At 36.3% G+C, this 17,855-nt stretch carries 19 protein-coding genes; 13 read left to right on the top strand and 6 right to left on the bottom strand.

The features are described 5' to 3' along the window. Positions 1–43 precede the first annotated feature (43 nt). Positions 44–610 (bottom strand): 2'-5' RNA ligase family protein, encoded by a 567-nt coding sequence (locus tag E4N78_RS12750; RefSeq protein ID WP_255810917.1) that lies wholly within the window; start codon positions 608–610, stop codon positions 44–46. Positions 611–736: 126 nt separating this feature from the next. On the opposite strand from E4N78_RS12750, the gene E4N78_RS12755 reads away from it, so the two are divergent. The 3 genes from E4N78_RS12755 to E4N78_RS12765 all read left to right on the top strand — a co-directional run bounded on the left by E4N78_RS12755 (position 737) and on the right by E4N78_RS12765 (position 3,376). Beyond that, the gene (locus tag E4N78_RS12755) at positions 737–1,420 is read left to right on the top strand and encodes a DUF5714 domain-containing protein (protein WP_255810919.1); all 684 of its coding nucleotides are present in this window, start codon (positions 737–739) and stop codon (positions 1,418–1,420) included. 116 nt (positions 1,421–1,536) lie between these two features. Further along, positions 1,537–2,466, top strand: coding sequence for an SPFH domain-containing protein (locus tag E4N78_RS12760; RefSeq protein WP_255810920.1), 930 nt, complete (start codon positions 1,537–1,539; stop codon positions 2,464–2,466). After that, positions 2,459–3,376: an SPFH domain-containing protein gene (locus tag E4N78_RS12765; RefSeq protein ID WP_255810921.1), complete on the top strand. Its 918-nt coding sequence runs from the start codon at positions 2,459–2,461 to the stop codon at positions 3,374–3,376. Before E4N78_RS12760 ends, E4N78_RS12765 begins: the two co-directional genes overlap by 8 nt. Before the next feature lie 37 nt (positions 3,377–3,413). On the opposite strand, the gene E4N78_RS12770 is transcribed toward E4N78_RS12765, so the two are convergent. Further along, on the bottom strand, positions 3,414–3,779 hold the full coding sequence (locus tag E4N78_RS12770; RefSeq protein ID WP_255810923.1) for a TIGR02328 family protein: 366 nt from the start codon (positions 3,777–3,779) through the stop codon (positions 3,414–3,416). Positions 3,780–3,963: 184 nt separating this feature from the next. On the opposite strand from E4N78_RS12770, the gene E4N78_RS12775 reads away from it, so the two are divergent. The 5 genes from E4N78_RS12775 to E4N78_RS13740 all read left to right on the top strand — a co-directional run bounded on the left by E4N78_RS12775 (position 3,964) and on the right by E4N78_RS13740 (position 7,194). Beyond that, the gene (locus E4N78_RS12775) at positions 3,964–4,188 is read left to right on the top strand and encodes an AbrB/MazE/SpoVT family DNA-binding domain-containing protein (RefSeq protein WP_002669948.1); all 225 of its coding nucleotides are present in this window, start codon (positions 3,964–3,966) and stop codon (positions 4,186–4,188) included. Continuing rightward, positions 4,185–4,910, top strand: a complete 726-nt coding sequence (locus E4N78_RS12780; RefSeq protein ID WP_255810925.1) for an ABC transporter ATP-binding protein — start codon at positions 4,185–4,187, stop codon at positions 4,908–4,910. The genes E4N78_RS12775 and E4N78_RS12780 overlap by 4 nt, the downstream gene beginning before the upstream one ends. Next, a complete protein-coding gene (locus E4N78_RS12785) occupies positions 4,907–5,656 on the top strand; it encodes an ABC transporter permease (protein WP_255810926.1) in 750 nt (249 codons plus the stop codon). The genes E4N78_RS12780 and E4N78_RS12785 overlap by 4 nt, the downstream gene beginning before the upstream one ends. Before the next feature lie 98 nt (positions 5,657–5,754). Beyond that, complete coding sequence (locus E4N78_RS12790; RefSeq protein WP_255810927.1) at positions 5,755–6,822, top strand: hypothetical protein; 1,068 nt, start codon at positions 5,755–5,757, stop codon at positions 6,820–6,822. A 90-nt stretch (positions 6,823–6,912) separates the two neighbouring features. Beyond that, positions 6,913–7,194, top strand: coding sequence for a CC/Se motif family (seleno)protein (locus E4N78_RS13740; RefSeq protein ID WP_304665933.1), 282 nt, complete (start codon positions 6,913–6,915; stop codon positions 7,192–7,194). A 67-nt stretch (positions 7,195–7,261) separates the two neighbouring features. On the opposite strand, the gene E4N78_RS12800 is transcribed toward E4N78_RS13740, so the two are convergent. The 3 genes from E4N78_RS12800 to E4N78_RS12810 are packed head-to-tail and all read right to left on the bottom strand — an operon-like array spanning position 7,262 to position 10,402. Continuing rightward, entirely contained in the window at positions 7,262–8,428 is a 1,167-nt protein-coding gene (locus tag E4N78_RS12800; protein WP_255810929.1) for an ABC transporter permease, read from the bottom strand. Then, entirely contained in the window at positions 8,415–9,470 is a 1,056-nt protein-coding gene (locus tag E4N78_RS12805; protein ID WP_255810930.1) for an ABC transporter permease, read from the bottom strand. The genes E4N78_RS12800 and E4N78_RS12805 overlap by 14 nt, the downstream gene beginning before the upstream one ends. Next, entirely contained in the window at positions 9,470–10,402 is a 933-nt protein-coding gene (locus E4N78_RS12810; RefSeq protein ID WP_002677076.1) for an ABC transporter ATP-binding protein, read from the bottom strand. Before E4N78_RS12810 ends, E4N78_RS12805 begins: the two co-directional genes overlap by 1 nt. A gap of 354 nt (positions 10,403–10,756) precedes the next feature. On the opposite strand from E4N78_RS12810, the gene E4N78_RS12815 reads away from it, so the two are divergent. The 5 genes from E4N78_RS12815 (at position 10,757) to E4N78_RS12835 (ending at position 16,989) form a co-directional block, all read left to right on the top strand. After that, on the top strand, positions 10,757–12,991 hold the full coding sequence (locus tag E4N78_RS12815; protein ID WP_255810931.1) for a methyl-accepting chemotaxis protein: 2,235 nt from the start codon (positions 10,757–10,759) through the stop codon (positions 12,989–12,991). A 138-nt stretch (positions 12,992–13,129) separates the two neighbouring features. Further along, positions 13,130–14,071, top strand: a complete 942-nt coding sequence (locus tag E4N78_RS12820; protein WP_255810932.1) for an ABC transporter permease — start codon at positions 13,130–13,132, stop codon at positions 14,069–14,071. A gap of 2 nt (positions 14,072–14,073) precedes the next feature. Continuing rightward, positions 14,074–15,033 carry an ABC transporter permease gene (locus tag E4N78_RS12825; RefSeq protein WP_255810933.1) on the top strand — a complete coding sequence of 320 codons (960 nt, stop codon included), beginning with the start codon at positions 14,074–14,076 and terminating at the stop codon, positions 15,031–15,033. After that, on the top strand, positions 15,030–16,028 hold the full coding sequence (locus tag E4N78_RS12830) for an ABC transporter ATP-binding protein (protein WP_255810934.1): 999 nt from the start codon (positions 15,030–15,032) through the stop codon (positions 16,026–16,028). The genes E4N78_RS12825 and E4N78_RS12830 overlap by 4 nt, the downstream gene beginning before the upstream one ends. After that, the gene (locus E4N78_RS12835) at positions 16,021–16,989 is read left to right on the top strand and encodes an ABC transporter ATP-binding protein (protein WP_255810935.1); all 969 of its coding nucleotides are present in this window, start codon (positions 16,021–16,023) and stop codon (positions 16,987–16,989) included. Before E4N78_RS12830 ends, E4N78_RS12835 begins: the two co-directional genes overlap by 8 nt. On the opposite strand, the gene E4N78_RS12840 is transcribed toward E4N78_RS12835, so the two are convergent. After that, positions 16,973–17,854: a phosphodiester glycosidase family protein gene (locus E4N78_RS12840; protein ID WP_255810936.1), complete on the bottom strand. Its 882-nt coding sequence runs from the start codon at positions 17,852–17,854 to the stop codon at positions 16,973–16,975. The genes E4N78_RS12835 and E4N78_RS12840 overlap by 17 nt on opposite strands. Position 17,855 lies beyond the last annotated feature (1 nt).

The following is a 17,855-nucleotide window of genomic DNA, read 5'->3' on the forward strand; positions in this document are numbered from 1 at the left end:
AGTTGTACTTAGAGAAAATTGTTCGACAACTTTATATTTAGACCTATATGGACATCTCCATACTAACCGCCGCTTCCCACCTGTTGGCTTTCCGTTCAAAAATCGTGATGTTATCAACCGGAAAATCTTCAACAAGATTCAGTTCATTCATAACCTGAAGGGCCTTTGCCGTTACCCCTGGCGGAATATCCCGATTTGAAACAGTGGCATGAGGCTGAAAAGGCCTCCGGTCTTTCTTGGTAGAACCCGGACAGGCGTTCAAAATTGCTTTTACTGTTTTATCACGGAGCCTTGTCCAATTTTCATCTGCAACTATTTTTGCAAAAAGAGTTCTATCCCCAAACGCATCAAAATTATCTATATGAGCGGTAAAACCTAAGCCCTTAGGCAAAACTTCTTTTTCAATCGCTCTTATTAAATCATCCGTTGAATAGTCTTTTTGCAATCTGAACGGAGGAACAAGAGTAACATGGATTGGTGTACCATGTCCTGACTTACACCCGTAAGCCCTGTTCATATATAGCCGGCAATCTTCAAGGCTGAGACTTATATCCTCCGGCAACAAGACACCGATAAAATGCGTTTGCTGCGGAATATTGTTTTGCTTCATGCTTGTGATTATAGCATAGAATTGCAAATCCTTCTATATATTTTTTCTTTAATAATCTCAGCATTGATTGAATTACCATTTTTCCGGATACTAGACAATTTATAAAAAACAACTAAAATAATAAATATGAAAGATGAATGTATAGTATGTAAGGCTCCGCTGGAATATCTCGAATATGATGAGATGATGGAGTGTGTACTTTGCCGTAAGAAAGAATTAAGTAAAACCAGATGTGAAAAAGGTCATTATGTATGTAATGAATGTCATACAAAAGGGATGGATTCAATTATAGGCATTTGTTTAAATGAAAAAAGTAAGAATCCTATTGAAATTATTGAAAAGCTGATGGCTGCACCATTTTGTCATATGCACGGGCCTGAACATCATGTGATGGTAGGTTCTGCACTATTGACAGCATATAAAAATGCAGGTGGAGATATTGATTTAGAACAAGATCTAATTGAGATGCAAAAACGGGGGAAAAGCGTGCCGGGCGGCGTTTGCGGATTTTGGGGAGCCTGCGGCGCAGGAATAAGTACAGGCATATTTCTTTCCATTATTTCTAAATCTACACCGCTTGAGAATGAGCCGTGGGGACTTTCAAATAAAATGACTTCCAAATCACTTGAAGCAATAGGAAATATTGGAGGGCCAAGATGTTGCAAAAGAGATTCCTATGTATCGTTGCTTACGGCTATAGATTTTATTAAAAAAATTTTTAATATAAATATGGAAAAATCGGAAATACATTGCACTCACTACAAACAGAACAATCAATGTATAGGCGCTAGATGTCCATTCAGAAACTAGTCAGTCCCGTCCTTTTTCCGACTATAGACAAATCTTACAAAACAAGTTACAATCAATTATAAGTTATTAAAATATCAATTTTATTAACCTAAAAATCAAATGAGGAGGTTGCTCTGATGATAGCTTTATATGTTGCTCTGGTCGTAGCGGTTATTATTTTATTTTCGATAGCTGTTGTAGTTCCGGAACAGGAAAGTTATGTTATTGAAAGACTTGGAAAATATTCGCGGACTCTTACTGCGGGTTTCCATATCTTAACTCCATTTATAGACAGGATTGCTTATAAGCAAAACCTAAAGGAAGAAGCCTTGGATGTAGATCCTCAAGTTTGTATCACAGCCGATAATGTTCAGGTACAGGTTGACGGAATTCTTTATCTAAAAATCTTTGATCCGGTTAAGGCAAGCTATGGAATCGATAATTACCGCTATGCAGTCGCCCAGCTTGCAAAGACAACTATGCGAAGCGAAATAGGAAAGCTTGAACTTGATAAAACTTTTTGCGGAAGAGAAGGCTTAAACGACAATATAGTAAAGGCTCTCGATGAAGCCTCCGACAACTGGGGCATAAAGGTTACCCGTTACGAAATACGGGATATTACGCCTACCCGCACAATCCTCGAAGCCATGGAAAGACAGATGAGGGCCGAACGCGAAAAGCGGGCTAATATTCTTTCAAGTGAAGGAAAACAGCAGTCCCGAATAAATATTTCTTTGGGTAAAAAGAAAGAAGCTATAAACAAGGCCATGGGCGAAAAGCAGCGAAGAATCAATCTTGCCGAAGGCCGCTCAAAGGCTATCGAGATAACGAGTAATGCGACAGCCGAAGGTTTGCGTTTAATTGCAGATGCGCTTTCTCAGCCGGGAGGCAGAACGGCTATGGGTATCCGTCTTGCGGAAAACTATATTCAAAGATTCGAGCATATTATTAAAAAATCAAATGTTTCGGTTTACCCCGAAAACATTGCAGGCCTTGCAGCCTTTACCGACATTATTAAAACAGCAGGAAAAGAAGTGAAGGTCATCCAGGGAGGTCAAAATGCTTAATTTTATAATCCCGATTGTTATTGCGGCAATCATTGCCATAGTTTTTATTGTTGCTCTTTTTAGAAGCATTCGAATTGTTCCGCATAAGGTTGCTCTGATTGTAGAACGCTTAGGCAAGTATCACACAACATTGGATGCCGGTTTTCATATTCTATTTCCGTTTTTGGATAGAGTAAAGTACAAGCAGAATCTAAAAGAACAGGCCATAGATGTTCCCGCCCAAGACTGTTTTACCAAGGACAATGTTCAGGTACGCATTGACGGAATCCTCTATCTTCAAGTCTTTGATCCGATTAAGGCAAGCTACGGTATACGCGATTACCGCTATGCAACTATTTTGCTTGCACAGACGACCATGCGCTCTGTAGTAGGACAGCTGGATTTGGATGACACATTTGAAGCAAGGGAACAGATAAATGCTCAGGTTGTAAAAGCCGTAGATGAAGCTTCGGATCCTTGGGGCGTAAAAGTTACCCGCTATGAAATTCAAAACATAAGAGTTTCCGATTCTATCATGGATGCCATGGAAAACCAGATGAAGGCTGAAAGAGAAAAGCGTGCAGAAATAGCCCGCTCGGTCGGAGAGATGGAAACGGTTATCAACCTTTCAAGAGCTGCTTATGAAGAGGCCGTAAACATAAGCGAAGGTGAAAAAGAAAGAATGATAAATGAGGCTGAAGGTCAGGCCCGCGAAATTGTTGCCGTTGCCGAAGCTACTGCAGACGGTATTAAAAAAATTGCCGCTTCTACCCAAATTCAGGGCGGTATGGAAGCTGCAAAGCTCACCGTTTCGCAAGAATGGATAAACGCTTTAAGTTCTATGGATGAAAATACAAAGATAATTATGTCCGCAGATTTTACAAACATAAAGAAAATGACCATCGACATGGCCGAAGAAATAATCCAATAATTTTTATGCACTGCAAAACTTTTGCAGTGCATTTTTTTTATTCCAGCTTAATTCCCTTGCCTTTCAAATTCTCGACACACTCAAGATAATAGTTATCATCGTGTTCGGCATAGATGGGCTTCCCTACTTTAACAGCCTTCAAATTATCATAGCCCGGACAGGTCTTGCCGCGGTAGTTCTTGTCCATCCATTCAGGGCTCACTCTGTAACCTCGCCGCTGCATCTCTTCCATAATAAGCCGGTGGTATCGATATAGCATATAGGGCGAGCTGCGAAAAACATAGTCGACTGTAGCATGCCGCCTGCCCCAGCCGTTTCCCCGCAAGGCACAGCACTCTCTATGTTGCCCCAGAAGCTGTTGCCGCGGCAGTTTGCCGATCATGTCTTCATGCCATAGTCTCATATTTCCCCATCCTTCAAAGTAATATCCGGTTTGATATTAATCATCAAAAGAGAATATATCATTAGGAGTTCATAGTCAAGTTCTTCATTAAATTTATCCGATAGTTTATTGACATGAAAAGTAAATTATGTTATATTTATACTATAAATCATACAAATCATACTTTATGTTTGGAGGAGAGAAAATGGGTTATCCAAAAGGAAAATATGCTTGGACGGTTAAGGTTGGAGAGAAAGGGCAGTTCGTTATACCTAAAGAAGCCCGTGATGTTTTCAACATTAATCCCGGTGATACCTTGATTGTTTTGGGAGATATAAACCAAGGTATCGCCATTCCGCCTAAAAATATGTTCGCAAGTATTATCGACAATATTTTCGGAGGTAATGTACCAAAGGAGGACGAAGAATGAGTGCCATTGTAACTGCACAACTTACAAAAAAATACGGCGGTATAACTGCTGTAGATAATCTTAATTTAACTGTTGAGCAGGGTGAATTATTTGCCTTACTCGGTGTGAACGGAGCCGGAAAAACCACAACAATTAAAATGCTTTCTTGTCTAATAAAACCCACGAGCGGTGATGCCTTGTTGCTTGGAAACAGTATTATTTCAGCATCCCATGAAATAAAGAAAAAAATAAATATTTCTCCTCAGGAAACGGCGGTAGCCGCTAATTTGTCGGTTTTAGAGAACCTGGAACTTATTGCGGGAATCTACGGGCAAGACAGTAAAACAGCAAAGAAAAACGCTTACGAGATAGCTCAAAAATTCAAATTGGAAAATGAATTGAACAAAAAAGCAAAACACTTATCGGGAGGTATGCAGAGGCGCCTTTCTATTGCAATGGCACTGATTTCAGATCCGCAGATTTTATTTCTCGATGAACCGACCCTAGGGCTTGATGTATTGGCTCGCCGTGAGTTATGGGCATCCATTAAAGAGTTAAAAGGAAAAGTGACAATTATACTCACAACTCATTATATGGATGAAGTTGAAACGCTGTCCGACCGTGTCGGAATAATGTCAAAAGGCAAGTTAAAAGCGATGGGTACGGTAGAGGAATTAACTATGCAAACCGATACTGTCAAGCTGGAGGACGCTTTTGTTACACTTTCCGGAGGTGTGCTATGAGGATACTTTTATTTGCAAAAAGAAATACAAAAGAAGTTTTGCGTGACCCCATAAATTTCTTTTTCGGTCTGGGATTTCCTATCATACTGTTGGTTCTTCTATCCATTATCAATGATGCCATTCCGCCTGAAGCAGAAAATCCTATGTTTGAAATAAGAAATCTTGCACCAGGCTTAGCGATGTTTGGGAGCGTATTTATGGCATTATTCTCCGGTATGCTGCTATCAAAAGACCGTACTTCATCTTTTTTAATGCGCCTGTTTACTTCTCCTATGACTTCCGTAGATTTTATTTTAGGCTACACTTTGCCTATGCTAGCAATGACAATAGTGCAGGCTGCGATAACCTTATTGACGGCGGGAGCTTTTGGTCTTGAAATAACTATTAACTTCCTGTTTGCGGTGATTGTGACAGCTTTAACCTCTCTACTATTCGTGGGAACAGGACTGCTCTTCGGCAGTCTTATGAATGATAAAGCCGTAGGAGGTGTTTGCGGAGCCTTGTTAACAAATGTAGCCGGATGGTTATCCGGAGTATTTATTCCTATTGATTTAATAGGCGGAGCTTTTAAAAAAATAACAAATATCCTGCCATTTTATCATAGTGCGGAAGCAATAAAGTCGACCTTAAGCGGTAATTTCGGTCATGTCTTTTCTCATTTGACTGTTGTAATGATCTATACAATAGTCATCTTCGTTCTTGCTATTATTGTCTTTCAACGTAAGATGAACGGTGAGAAAGTATAAAATAAAGTAGTTTATTGACATGAAAAGTAAATTAGCTTATATTTATATTATAAATCATGCAAATTGTACTTTAAATACGGATTATCCAAAAGGAAAATATGTTTAATCTAAGAAAAGTTTATTTTATTCTTTTTACATTAATTTTTATATCTTCTTGTTCAAAACAAAATCCCGAATTTACGGGAAAATATTTAACCTACACAAATACGGAAGCAGGTTATGAAATCGATTACCCTTCAGAAATTTTAAAACCTATAGACGGCTCTCCTGCAGAGCAAGTATTTACGAGCAATGACGGAGAGGTGAATTTATCGGTTTCCGTTTTGGACTTAAAAGATTTAAGCCCTGAATTTATTTTTAAAACCGCTGACATTTACGAAAAAAAAGAAGCGGAAAAATTTACGGTAAGCGATAAAAATATGGGCCGTGACGGTTTTATTTTAAAAGGCTATTCAAAGGACAAGATGTTTTTTTGTCAAGCTCTTGCTATAAATGAAAAGTTCTATACAATCAGATTTGAATATAACAAAAAAGAGTATGATACATATAGAGATATTTTAACTCATATAGTAGATTCTTTTGAGTTGACTTCGGCATCAGTTTCTCAAGAAGGAAGTGAAGACAAAAAATCTTATGATGAAGGAAAGCTCATCTCCTTTGCTTTTAGTTTTTTATCGAATGTGTATTGGGAAAATAACTTTAATCTTCTTTTAAAAAATTCAAGTCCAAAATTAGCCGATTTTGTACACCCTGATTACGGCATAAGGCGTTTTTATAATCCCGGTGCGGCTCCCCTTCTTTTTTCGGCTGAGGATGGTTTCGGCTTTGATGAAAGCGCCGATTTTTCTACCAAACCATCGGCCAATAAATTCGTAGGTTCAATCCCCTTTTATAATCGAATGCCTGACGGCGGCTTTTGTGAAGAATCTAAAGATAAAGACGGCGTATATTGTGCCATTGTCAAAGAAATCCCCGAGGCCGTTGATCCTTCAAGTTTTGAAAGCGATGAAATAAAGAACTTAAAAATAGACTTGCCAAAAAACTATAAGGCAATCTTAAAAATAGTTGTCTTAGACGGCGGTTTTATCAAAAAGACCTTTTACTTTTTCGATATTGCCGATAGTTGGTTTTTGCTCTTTGTAGATGACTGTGACTGTTCGGCTTAAGGGTAGAAAGATTTAAAAAAAGGCTGTAAAACCTTCTTGACTTTTAGTTAAAAAACTCTTATTTTTACCAATAACTTTTGGAGGCCAAAAATGAATATCATAGTTGAAGATTCTGCTAGAGATAAAATTAAAGCGAAAAACGCGGATACGGTTCACTGTATGCTTAATATGTGTGCTTCGTGAGGAGGGACAACCTTAGATCCGGCCGTGTATGTCGGAACGCCCAGAAACATAGATCATTTCAATAAATTCGAAAATAATGGAATTACCGTTTATGTTAAAAAGGGAACCCCCTCCGTTAACGGAACCTTAACTATTACAGTCGGAGCATTTTTATGGTTTGAAAAACTGATGGTTGAAGGAATGATTTAAATAAGAAAGCCGATAAGATAAAAGGAAATCTTTTTTAGATATACCTAAAAATCTTACCGGCTTTTTTTTATTGCTGAGCAAATTCTATCTTGCTTTGCGACCTTCCTAATTTTGAAAAGTAGGTACCTACCGTAAAGTAAAGAAATAGGAATAAAAATAGCATTCCGATATTTTTCCAATCAATCGATAAATTAACTTGAGTAAATTCGTTTGCCATTATGTAATAATAGGTCGGGAAAAGGCGGGAGATATTTACAATAAAATCCGGAAGCAATTCTTGTTCAACAAAGATACCCGAAATAAAGGCTAATGAAAGAGGAAGAACAGTGCCGACTATACCCATAACAGAGCCTTTTTTTAAAAAAGAATTAAGCATAAAAGTTAAGCTTAAAATAACGGCCGTGTACATTAAGGCATTAAATGTATAGAATAAAAGAGGGATGTTTTCCAATCTCGTTATATTTGTAATAATAGCAAAGCCTATCAATATTGAAAGGATAAAAACTACTATCGTTAATTGGGCCAAAAAGTTTTCACAAACAAAGCGCAAAGTCGATACCGGAGAAACATTATTCCGCATTTTTAAGCGTTCATTATTTAACTCGAACATCGCCCAGCCTACAGAATTAAGAACAACCGAAAAAACTATCCAGCCTAAAAAGTTAAAAAATATTTTAAACCAAATATTTACCGAAGTATTCTCCTGAAAACTAATCTTATTCACCTTTGTGTTTACTTTAAGAGCTTTTTCGATTCTCTGAAAATCGAAATATCCTTGAGTCTTTTTTACACTTGAAGCAAATGTTAAATATGTATTAAGCTGTAAATCCATATAAAAGCCCGACTTTTTTCTGTCATCTTTAAAAGTTATAAGGGCCTTTTTACCGTTCATTACATTTTCTTCCATATGTTTATTTATAATAATCCCAGCATGTATTCTTTGCAGAGAAATATCTTTTTTTAACTCGCGTAAAATTTCTTCATCGGTCTTGCCTTTTTCGTCTATGATAATAACATCATGTTTTGACTTCAAATAAGAAATTAAATGCTTCGATAATTCGGAGCCGTCTCTATCGATTATATTTACGGTTAAAGGTGTTTCTGCAAACTCGCTTACCTGAGAATTTTGAGACTTTAATGTCATAAAACTGATAAATAAAAAAATAATAACATAAATAATAGTGCTTACTATCTTTGTCAAAATTAATCTTAAAAAGGTTTTATAAACTATCATATTGCACCTTCCTTGAGTTAATAAATGAAAGAGTTAAAAGAATTACGATACCTATTGTGTAGACAATAAAAAATACCGGTACTGCGTTATATTCTCCCAAAATATTTATGTTGTAAAGATTGGTAGTAAAAAGAGCTATAGGATTTATTATTCCCAAACTCGGTATTGCTTTTTCAATGGACATTTTTACCTCAGGTCCCATCATACCGGATAGAAAGGCTAAAAAAAGACTTGTAAAAGTACATATCAGAGTTTTTGACCGGACATCTCCAATAGGCGTTGAGCCTATAAATAAGCCGAGAGCCGCTCCAAAAAAATTCGCATAGATCAAGAGCAAAAGAGTAATTTTAAAATCCGTAATAAATGGTATCTTTAAAACAAAGAGCACAAAGGAAATATATATGAGATTGGCTGTAAGATTAAAGATAATATAAAATATAATTCCTGCAAGATAAGAATAAAAGCGTTTAATGGGAGTTGTACAAATTCTTGCTCCGATTTTTGAAATATTACCCTGTATTTTTACAGCTATATCTATTGAGCCGAACATTGTATAAATCGAAACCATTGCCAAAAGAGAATAGAACAATATAATGCTTAAACTCATTTTTTCGTTTTTACTTTCGACATAATTTTTACCGTATTCAAAAGACTTCATTGGAATATTAAGGGCTTCGATTTGTTTTATTTGATCCAGCACGGTTTTTGTTATTGTCTGAGATAATCCGTCTTCGCTCAGCCTCAAAGATTGATCGGCTTCAACAAAGGCCTTTATTTTTTTTGTACGGAGCATCTCATTTGCCGACGTCTCATCTATTATTTTTGTATTGAACATCCCTGTAAATTTAAGCGGATAATAAACAGGATTGTCTTTTTCAATTCCGATTTCTATTTTACCGGTATCGGAATTACCTACGGCCGAAAATATCGTAAAGAACAGTCCAGCCATAAGAATAGGATATAAAAGCGTCCAAAACATTCCGTCTAAAGAATAAAACATTCCGATACTATAATATTTTATTTCGCGTAAAAAGAATTTCATCAGTCTCTTAACTCCTTTCCCGTAAGCTCCAAGAAAATATCGTTTAAGCTGGGTAACTCCGAATATAATTTGGTATAAGCCAAACTATTATTATTGATAAATAAAATAAGTTCGTTTAAGTTGTTAATCGAATTTTCAAAACTGATTAAAAACTCGTTTCCGTTTTTGGTAACTTCCAGAACATGAGGGATTTTTTTTAGTTCTTCTTGCAGGTTATCCTTAGTTTCAACAAATTCAACAACCATTTTTTCGCTTGTGCGGATCAGCTTGTGCAATTCTTCTAAGGTGCCGTTTGCTATATCTCGTCCCTCATCCATGATAATGATTCTATCGCAAAGTTCTTCAACTTCTTCAAGATAATGGGTAGTATACACGATAGTGCTTCCTCTTTTTGCCAGTTCCTTTATTCCTGAAAGAATGAAGTTTCGGCTTTGGGCATCGACGGCAACTGTGGGTTCATCCAAAAAAATCAGCTCAGGTTTATGAGCTATGCCGCATGCAATATTGAGCCGGCGGAGAAGGCCTCCTGAAAGTTTTTTTGCACGGAATGAAGCATAATTGTTTAAGCCTACAAAATCGATTGCTTCATCTACCAGTTTTTTTCTCTCTTGAGTATTGTTTACATAGAGACCGCAAAAATAATCTATATTTTGTTTTACGGTAAAATCATAGAAAACAGAGACCTCTTGAGGAACAAGGCCTATCCTTTTTTTTATGTGCAGGGCGTTAGGCTTCATTTCTTCGCCGAAAATGATGATTTCGCCCTTGCCGTGTTTTAAAAGGGAAAGCATACAGTTTATGGCTGTAGTTTTTCCGCATCCGTTAGGGCCCAAAAGACCTAGAATCTCGCCTTCTTTAACTTCCATATTAAAGTGATCAAGTGCCGTTTTTTCATTGTACCGTTTTACAAGATTTTTCACCGTTAAAATCATAACTTCCTCCGATATCTTATAGATAATTATACATTTTTTTTACAATTTTAAAACTGAAAATTGTCATGTTTTTGCGAGTTTAAATATGACATTTGTCATAATAATTTAGTCTAATTTTATTAAATAAGCATATAGATAAAATTTACTAAAATATCTTGACAATTTATAAGTTTTTTTGTAAATTTAGCTCAAGCTGTGCATCTCAAGAAGCTATTGTGTTATTATCGTTTGGGCTATATTTTATTCTGTCAGTGCCTAAGAAATTTTCTTACAGAATAATTGAACTTGTCTTCAATCAGTACAGCCTTTCCAATTATTTAATTTGTTTTTATATTATCATTAGGAGCTAAATTTATGAAGAAAAAGATAAGGACAACAGTATCTTCTTTTGAAAGACCTCATGGTGCCTCAGTAATGACTATAAGAAAAAAGATTCTTACGGCATTGATCTCCGTTTTATCGGTATTTATTATTTTTACAAGCATTATCCTAATCAGAAGGCTCGGTGAAAACTCCCTCCGGAATGCTATTACAAAATTATATGATTCAAGTAAAGGGCTTTGCGGCTTTACCGAATCGGTTATTAAAAATGTATATGATACAAATAAAGCCTTAGTCAAAAGTTTTGAATCATTTTATGAAATTCCGGCAGAAAAACGCAGAGATTATTTTAATAATCTACAAAAAGAAATTCTAAAAGATTCCGAACAATTTATAGATGTGTGGACGGTTTGGGAATCTAATGCTCTTGACGGTCTTGATAATAAATTTAAAAATACCGAAGGACATGATGATACAGGAAGATTTATCCCATATTGGACAAAGATAAACGGAAAAACCTCGATGACAGCCTTAACCGGCTATGTAGGCAGCTTTTGGTATGAAAAGCCTAAATCTTCTTCTCAGGGTATTTTGATTGAACCCAATAATTATGAACTCCAAGGAAAAATGCTTTATGTTGCAGGTACCGCAATTCCAATCAGGGATAAAACAGGAAAAGTGTTAGGCGTAGTAGGAATTGACTACTCCCTTGATTATATGCAAGAAAAACTTTCAAAAGAAACTTTTTTTGACTCCGGTTATGCAATTCTTATTTCTGCTAAAGGTACGGTTCTTGCACACAAAAATAAAAATCTAATCTCAAAAACTCTTCCGGAATTTGAAGATAAGAAAACAACAGATTTATTTTTTGATGCAAAGAGATCTCTTGAACCCTTTTTACTTGAAACCTCCATAAACAGAAATACTTATCTTGAAGTATTTACCCCCGTAAAGATCGGCCGTACAAATGAGATTTGGTTTGTAGGAACTTCAATTCCAGAAAATGAAATATATATGGAAGGAAGAAAGTTAATATCGCTAATATTTATAATATTAACAATAGGCTTTTTTATTTCAATAATTATTCTTTCCATTATAATAAATGGAATTACAAAAAGAGTGTCAAATGTGGTAAAAGCTCTTAGAAATATTGCTCAAGGAGATGGAGATTTAACGGTTAGCTTAGAGGGATCCGGTAAAGATGAAATCGCAGATTTATCCCACTCTTTTAATCAAACAATCAAAAAAATAAGAAACTCTATAGTCACGGTTGCAGGCAGTACTGAAAATATGCAAAACACAGGAGATGACCTGGCAGCAAATGCTCTTGAGACGGCGAGTGCAATAAACCAAATAAGCAAAAATATTTTTAAAGTAAAAGAACAATCCGAATTTCAGTTTGCAAGTGTAAGTGAAGCTACTGCAAATGTTGAGCAAATATTGCAAACAATACAGCAACTGAGCAAGCGGATTGATAGTCAGGCAGCCAATGTTGTACAGTCTTCTTCAGCAATCGAAGAAATGGCAGCCAATATTTCTTCAGTTACAAAAACTTTAGATGATAGCGATTCTGCAATCAAAGAATTGGCGGAAGCAACGGTTTACGGTAAGGATGCTCTCCACCTCTCAAATTCCGTTACTCAAAAAATTGCAGAAGAGTCTGGAAGCTTAATAGAGGCATCGGATGTAATTCAGCATATTGCAAGCCAAACCAATCTTTTAGCAATGAATGCTGCAATTGAAGCAGCTCATGCAGGGGAAGCGGGAAAAGGCTTTGCCGTCGTTGCAGATGAAATAAGAAAACTTGCCGAAGAATCAAGTATGCAGGGCAAGTCAATATCCTCAGCTCTAAAAAAATTCTCACAAGAAATTGAAATATTATCGGATGCTTCAAAAACCGTTGAAGAAAAATTCAATACAATTTTCAACCTTGCAGAAAATGTAAAAGCAATGAGTAATAGTGTTATGTCCGCAATGCATGAACAAGAAAAAGGCAGCAAAGAGGTTCTAAGCGCAATACAGGATATAAATAATATCACAGCCGAGGTTCAAGCAGGTTCAGCTGAAATACTTAAAGCCGGAGAAGATGCAGTAAATGAAATGAATCGGCTTGAGAGTTTAACACAGATAGTTAATGAAAGCATTTATGAAATGTCTTCAGGAACAGATCAAGTATTAAATTCTTGTACTGAAGTAAAAGGTATTTCTCAAAAAAATAAAATGAATATTAAGGCTCTAGCTGAAGAAGTAAGCAAATTTAAGATATAAAAACAGTGTATAGGCTTCCGGCCTCTGCTTTAAGCCTATACATTTTAAACAATTATCTACAACCTATCCCCTCTTCCTATTATATAGAATTTATGGTATTCTAAATCTTAGGTTTAACAAAAAGGCTCGGTTTATAATATGCTTAAGTTTATTTTTAAGAGAATTTTATACGGTATTCTTACAATGTTCATAGTTGCAAGTATTACCTTTTTTTTAGTGCATATTATTCCGGGAAACCCGATTGAAACCATAGCAGAAAATTTACCTGAAGAAAGACGGAACGAGCTTTATTCTCAATACGGATACGACAAATCTCTTTTTACTCAATACATAGTTTTTTGGAAAAATCTTTTGGTTAAAGGAGATTTAGGAACCTCGCTTTATTACAGAGGGAGGCTTGTTACCGATGTAATAAAAACCCATGCCCCTATTTCGGCAAGGCTGGGACTCCAAGCCTTATTTTTCGGTGTTTCTGCAGGTTTAGCTTTCGGAATTTTAGCAGCTGCTAAGCGCGGGGAAAAAATTGAATACAGCCTTATATTAATTGCAGTTATAGGAATATCTATTCCAAGTTTTGTTATGGGCCAGATGCTGCAATATTTTTTCGGCATTAAACATAATCTTCTTCCGATTACAGGCTGGGGAAGTTTTAAATATACCATACTCCCTTCTTTGGCCTTGGCCATAGGCCCGATTGCAAAATACTCCAGATATATGCGTTCAAATTATTTGGATATTATAAACCAAGATTATATTTTAACTGCAAGAGCAAAAGGAGCTTCAAAGCTTAGAATTATAAAAAATCATATTCTACGGAACGCTTTTTTACCGATCATAACAATGCTCGGTCCTCAAATAGCCTTTACATTCACAGGCACTTTTATAATAGAAAATATTTTTTCGGTTCCCGGACTGGGTTCCTATTTTGTGCGTTCAATTTCCGAAAGAGATTATACAATGGTCATGGGTCAGACTATTTTCATTTCTTTTTTATATGTAGCATCTCTCATTATAGTAGATATAGCTTATAGCCTGCTCGACCCGAGAATTAAGGTACAAGCAAAAAATGAGGTTCTTTAAAAATGGATGAAAAAATTGCAAGCTATGATGAGCCGAGTAAAGAATTAAATTTAAGTCCATCGGATTTTGAACCTGTTATAAGAACAAAAAAGAAACTTCAAACAACAAGGGTCAGTATAGGATTTTGGGAAGATGTAAGACGGAGGTTTAAAAAAAGCAAGAGAGCTATTTTTTCGTGTGCAGTCTTGGGATTAATTATTTTGATATGTTCATTCGGCCCGATTTTAAGCAGCCGGCCGGCTGATGACGGAACCTTAAAAGAAAAAAATTTAAGCCCCTCGTTTTCTCATTTTTTTGGAACGGATGAATTGGGGCGTGATATATTTACAAGGGTCTGTAAGGGCGGACAAGTTTCTCTTATAATTGCAATTATAGGAGCCGCAATCGACATGAGCATAGGTTTAATTTATGGAGGTATTTCAGCCTATGCAGACGGAAGAACCGATACTATAATGATGCGTATAGTCGAAATACTTTCAAGTATTCCTTATTTAATTACCGCTATTTTAATTTCTCTTATTTTCGGTAAAGGAATTTTTTCGATTATCATTGCAATGACAATTACAGGCTGGTGTTTTACTGCTCGGCTCGTGCGCGGTCAGGTCTTACAGATAAAAAATCAGGATTTTATTTTGGCGGCACAGGCCTTGGGCACGGGCTCATTTAAAATCATAATAAAACATTTACTTCCCAACACTGTGAGCATTATGATAATAGCCTTAACCTTTGATATTCCTTCATTTATTTTTGGAGAAGCTTTTTTGTCTTATATCGGCTTAGGAATTCAGCCGCCATATACCAGCTGGGGAGTGTTGGCATCCGAAGCCCAAAAGACAATGCTTTTTTATCCTTACCAATTATTTTTTCCTGCCCTTTTTATAAGTCTGACAATTTTATCGTTGCAGATTATCGGCGATGCTTTACGGGATGCAATGGATCCGCATTTAAGGAAGTACAAATGAAACCTATTTTACAAGTTAAAGATTTGGCTGTTACTTTCAAAAATTACGGCGGAACAATCCATGCCGTAAACGGAATTTCTTTTAATCTCTACGAGGATGAAACTCTTGTACTTGTCGGAGAGTCCGGCTGCGGAAAAAGCGTTACGGCTCATTCAATTTTAAAACTCCTCCCCGGAAAAAAAACACGCATACACGAAAAGTCCCAAATTATTTTTGAAGATAAAAATATCTTGGAATATTCCGAAGAAGAAATGCAGCACATAAGAGGAAATGAAATATCCATGATTTTTCAAGACCCTCTGACATATTTAAACCCTACAATGCCGATAGGCAAGCAGGTTATGGAAAGCATTTTAATTCATCAAAGGTTGAGCAAAAAAGAAGCCTTAGAGCGAACTATAAAAATTTTAGAGCTGGCTCAAATTCCTGACCCCGAAAAAAGACTCAAGCAATACCCTCACGAATTTTCAGGCGGCATGAGGCAGAGGGTTTTAATCTCGATAGCCCTAGCAAGCAATCCTAAAATTTTAATTGCCGACGAACCTACAACGGCACTGGATGTTACAATTCAAGCCGAGATATTGGAACTTATACAAAAAATTCAAAAAGAAACAAAGACGGCCGTAATGCTTATCACGCATGACCTTGGAGTTGCAGCCGAAATTGCAGACCGCATTCAGGTTATGTATGCCGGAAAAATTATCGAACGCGGAAGAGCAGAAGATATTTTTAAAAACGCACAACACCCATATACAAAAGCCTTGCTTGCAGCCGTTCCCTCAATAGACCAATTAAAAGAAAATAAACTTTATTCACCAGAGGGCAATCATCCCGACATGCTTTCTATTTCAGACGGCTGCGCTTTTGCCGACAGATGCGAAAAGTGTATGAAGGTTTGCCTTAGGCATAAACCTCCCGAAATGCGGGTAAGAGATGAACACTTTACTTCCTGCTGGCTTCAACATGAATTTGCAAAAGGAAATAACAATGGCTGATACTCTTTTAGAAGTTTGCAATTTAAAAAAATATTTTACTCTGGGCCGTAAAGAAATTTTACATGCAGTGGATGGTGTAAACTTCACGGTAAACCGCGGAGAAACTGTAGGCATTGTAGGTGAATCAGGCTGCGGCAAAACCACTTTAGGGAGAACCGTCCTCGGCCTTTACCGCCCTACTGCCGGAAAAATAATTTTTGACGGAACAGAAATAGGCTCGGCCTCAAAAAAAGAACTGCATACTTTTAAAAAGAGAGCTCAAATAATTTTACAAGATCCTTTTGCTTCTTTTAATCCACGTATGACAATTTCTCAAATTATTTCGGAAGGAATGGAAGCTCACAATTTATATAAAACAAAAAAAGAAATGGAGAATAGCGTATATTCTCTTCTTGAAACCGTAGGCCTTGTTCCCGAACATGCCAATAGATTCCCTCATGAATTTTCGGGAGGGCAAAGGCAAAGAATAGGAATTGCAAGGGCCTTGGCAGTGGAACCCGACTTTATAGTTTGTGATGAGCCTATTTCTTCGCTCGATGTTTCGATTCAAGCTCAGATAATAAATTTATTGATAAGGCTTCAAAAAGAATTTAAAATGACCTATTTATTTATTGCCCATGATTTATCTATAGTAAAATATATTTCCGATAAGGTCGGCGTCATGTATTCGGGAAAACTTGTAGAATTCGCAAAAAGTGCCGACCTATATAAAAATCCGCTTCATCCTTATTCTCAAGCACTAATTTCTGCAATCCCAAGTACCGATATAGACTCTCCCATGTCGGCACGGCGTATTCATATCCATGGAGAAATAAGCAGTGCCATCAATCCCCCTCAAGGCTGCCGTTTTTACAAACGCTGCCCAAAAGCCTTTGAAAAGTGCAAATCAATTCCGCCCGAACTAATCGAAACGGAAGAGGGGCACTTTACGGCCTGCCATTTAATCAATCCTCTATTATAAAACCTAAATTAGTTACAACCTTACGCAAACAGAAATTTGAAATTGAAGGAACTTCAACAAAAAAGTTATTTTCTTTTTTTATTATTAAAGAGCTGGAACCTCCCCCGTCTAAATGTATAGCATCTTGTGCTCCTAGTTTTTTCATAAAAAAATGAGCTTGGTCATAAGTGATACCTCTGCTCTTTTTTTTATTTTCGCCTTCTGCAAAAAAAAGATATAAAGTTTTTCCTCCATCTGCAAGACCTACACAGGTTCTTGAATCTTCTTTTTTACTGATATTTGTTATTATAGGTATTCCGTTTTTTAAGATTATTCTGTTCCCGCTTACGGCATATTCAATATCAGCTTCAATATCTTCCGTATTTTGGGATTCTATTATAAAGGCGGAATTATCATCTAAAAAACATAGAGCTCCGTATTTAAAAAAAGGTTTAGATAAATTTCTTTTTTTATGGATATGAATTCCAATAGGCTCACCCCTTAAAGAAAATAAAAAAGATCTTACATTAAAAAAAGCTGCATTCAAGGCTATCATAGTATTATGCCTTCGAGCGAAGCTTAAAGTTGTTTCCCTTTTTACCAGCCCCTTATCGTTAAAGAGTTGAGGCTCTGTTACAACCACTTTTAATTTAGGATTAGTCAAATCTATTTTTACGGCATGTACAATTAGAGGATATTTTTCATATTTAATATGTGAAATAAAAACTCCTTCAGTCAAGTTTTCCCAAATAAAATCTTTTTCCGAATTTTCTATAAAAGAAAACCCAAGACTTTCTTTTTGATAAAAAGTTTGACAAGAACAAAATAAAAAAACGACAAAAATAAAATACATTAAAAATTTATTGCATTTAAAATTTGAGTACATA

Origin of the sequence: Treponema denticola, from assembly GCF_024400535.1 — a bacterium.
Classification (GTDB): Bacteria; Spirochaetota; Spirochaetia; order Treponematales; family Treponemataceae; genus Treponema_B; species Treponema_B denticola_C.

Bases quoted from the DNA above. Each gene is read 5' to 3' on its own strand.
- E4N78_RS12750 (WP_255810917.1), bottom strand. From the start codon at position 610: ATGAAGCAAAACAATATTCCGCAGCAAACGCATTTTATCGGTGTCTTG.
- E4N78_RS12755 (WP_255810919.1), top strand. From the start codon at position 737: ATGAAAGATGAATGTATAGTATGTAAGGCTCCGCTGGAATATCTCGAA.
- E4N78_RS12760 (WP_255810920.1), top strand. From the start codon at position 1,537: ATGATAGCTTTATATGTTGCTCTGGTCGTAGCGGTTATTATTTTATTT.
- E4N78_RS12765 (WP_255810921.1), top strand. From the start codon at position 2,459: ATGCTTAATTTTATAATCCCGATTGTTATTGCGGCAATCATTGCCATA.
- E4N78_RS12770 (WP_255810923.1), bottom strand. From the start codon at position 3,779: ATGAGACTATGGCATGAAGACATGATCGGCAAACTGCCGCGGCAACAG.
- E4N78_RS12775 (WP_002669948.1), top strand. From the start codon at position 3,964: ATGGGTTATCCAAAAGGAAAATATGCTTGGACGGTTAAGGTTGGAGAG.
- E4N78_RS12780 (WP_255810925.1), top strand. From the start codon at position 4,185: ATGAGTGCCATTGTAACTGCACAACTTACAAAAAAATACGGCGGTATA.
- E4N78_RS12785 (WP_255810926.1), top strand. From the start codon at position 4,907: ATGAGGATACTTTTATTTGCAAAAAGAAATACAAAAGAAGTTTTGCGT.
- E4N78_RS12790 (WP_255810927.1), top strand. From the start codon at position 5,755: ATGTTTAATCTAAGAAAAGTTTATTTTATTCTTTTTACATTAATTTTT.
- E4N78_RS12800 (WP_255810929.1), bottom strand. From the start codon at position 8,428: ATGATAGTTTATAAAACCTTTTTAAGATTAATTTTGACAAAGATAGTA.
- E4N78_RS12805 (WP_255810930.1), bottom strand. From the start codon at position 9,470: ATGAAATTCTTTTTACGCGAAATAAAATATTATAGTATCGGAATGTTT.
- E4N78_RS12810 (WP_002677076.1), bottom strand. From the start codon at position 10,402: ATGATTTTAACGGTGAAAAATCTTGTAAAACGGTACAATGAAAAAACG.
- E4N78_RS12815 (WP_255810931.1), top strand. From the start codon at position 10,757: ATGAAGAAAAAGATAAGGACAACAGTATCTTCTTTTGAAAGACCTCAT.
- E4N78_RS12820 (WP_255810932.1), top strand. From the start codon at position 13,130: ATGCTTAAGTTTATTTTTAAGAGAATTTTATACGGTATTCTTACAATG.
- E4N78_RS12825 (WP_255810933.1), top strand. From the start codon at position 14,074: ATGGATGAAAAAATTGCAAGCTATGATGAGCCGAGTAAAGAATTAAAT.
- E4N78_RS12830 (WP_255810934.1), top strand. From the start codon at position 15,030: ATGAAACCTATTTTACAAGTTAAAGATTTGGCTGTTACTTTCAAAAAT.
- E4N78_RS12835 (WP_255810935.1), top strand. From the start codon at position 16,021: ATGGCTGATACTCTTTTAGAAGTTTGCAATTTAAAAAAATATTTTACT.
- E4N78_RS12840 (WP_255810936.1), bottom strand. From the start codon at position 17,854: ATGTACTCAAATTTTAAATGCAATAAATTTTTAATGTATTTTATTTTT.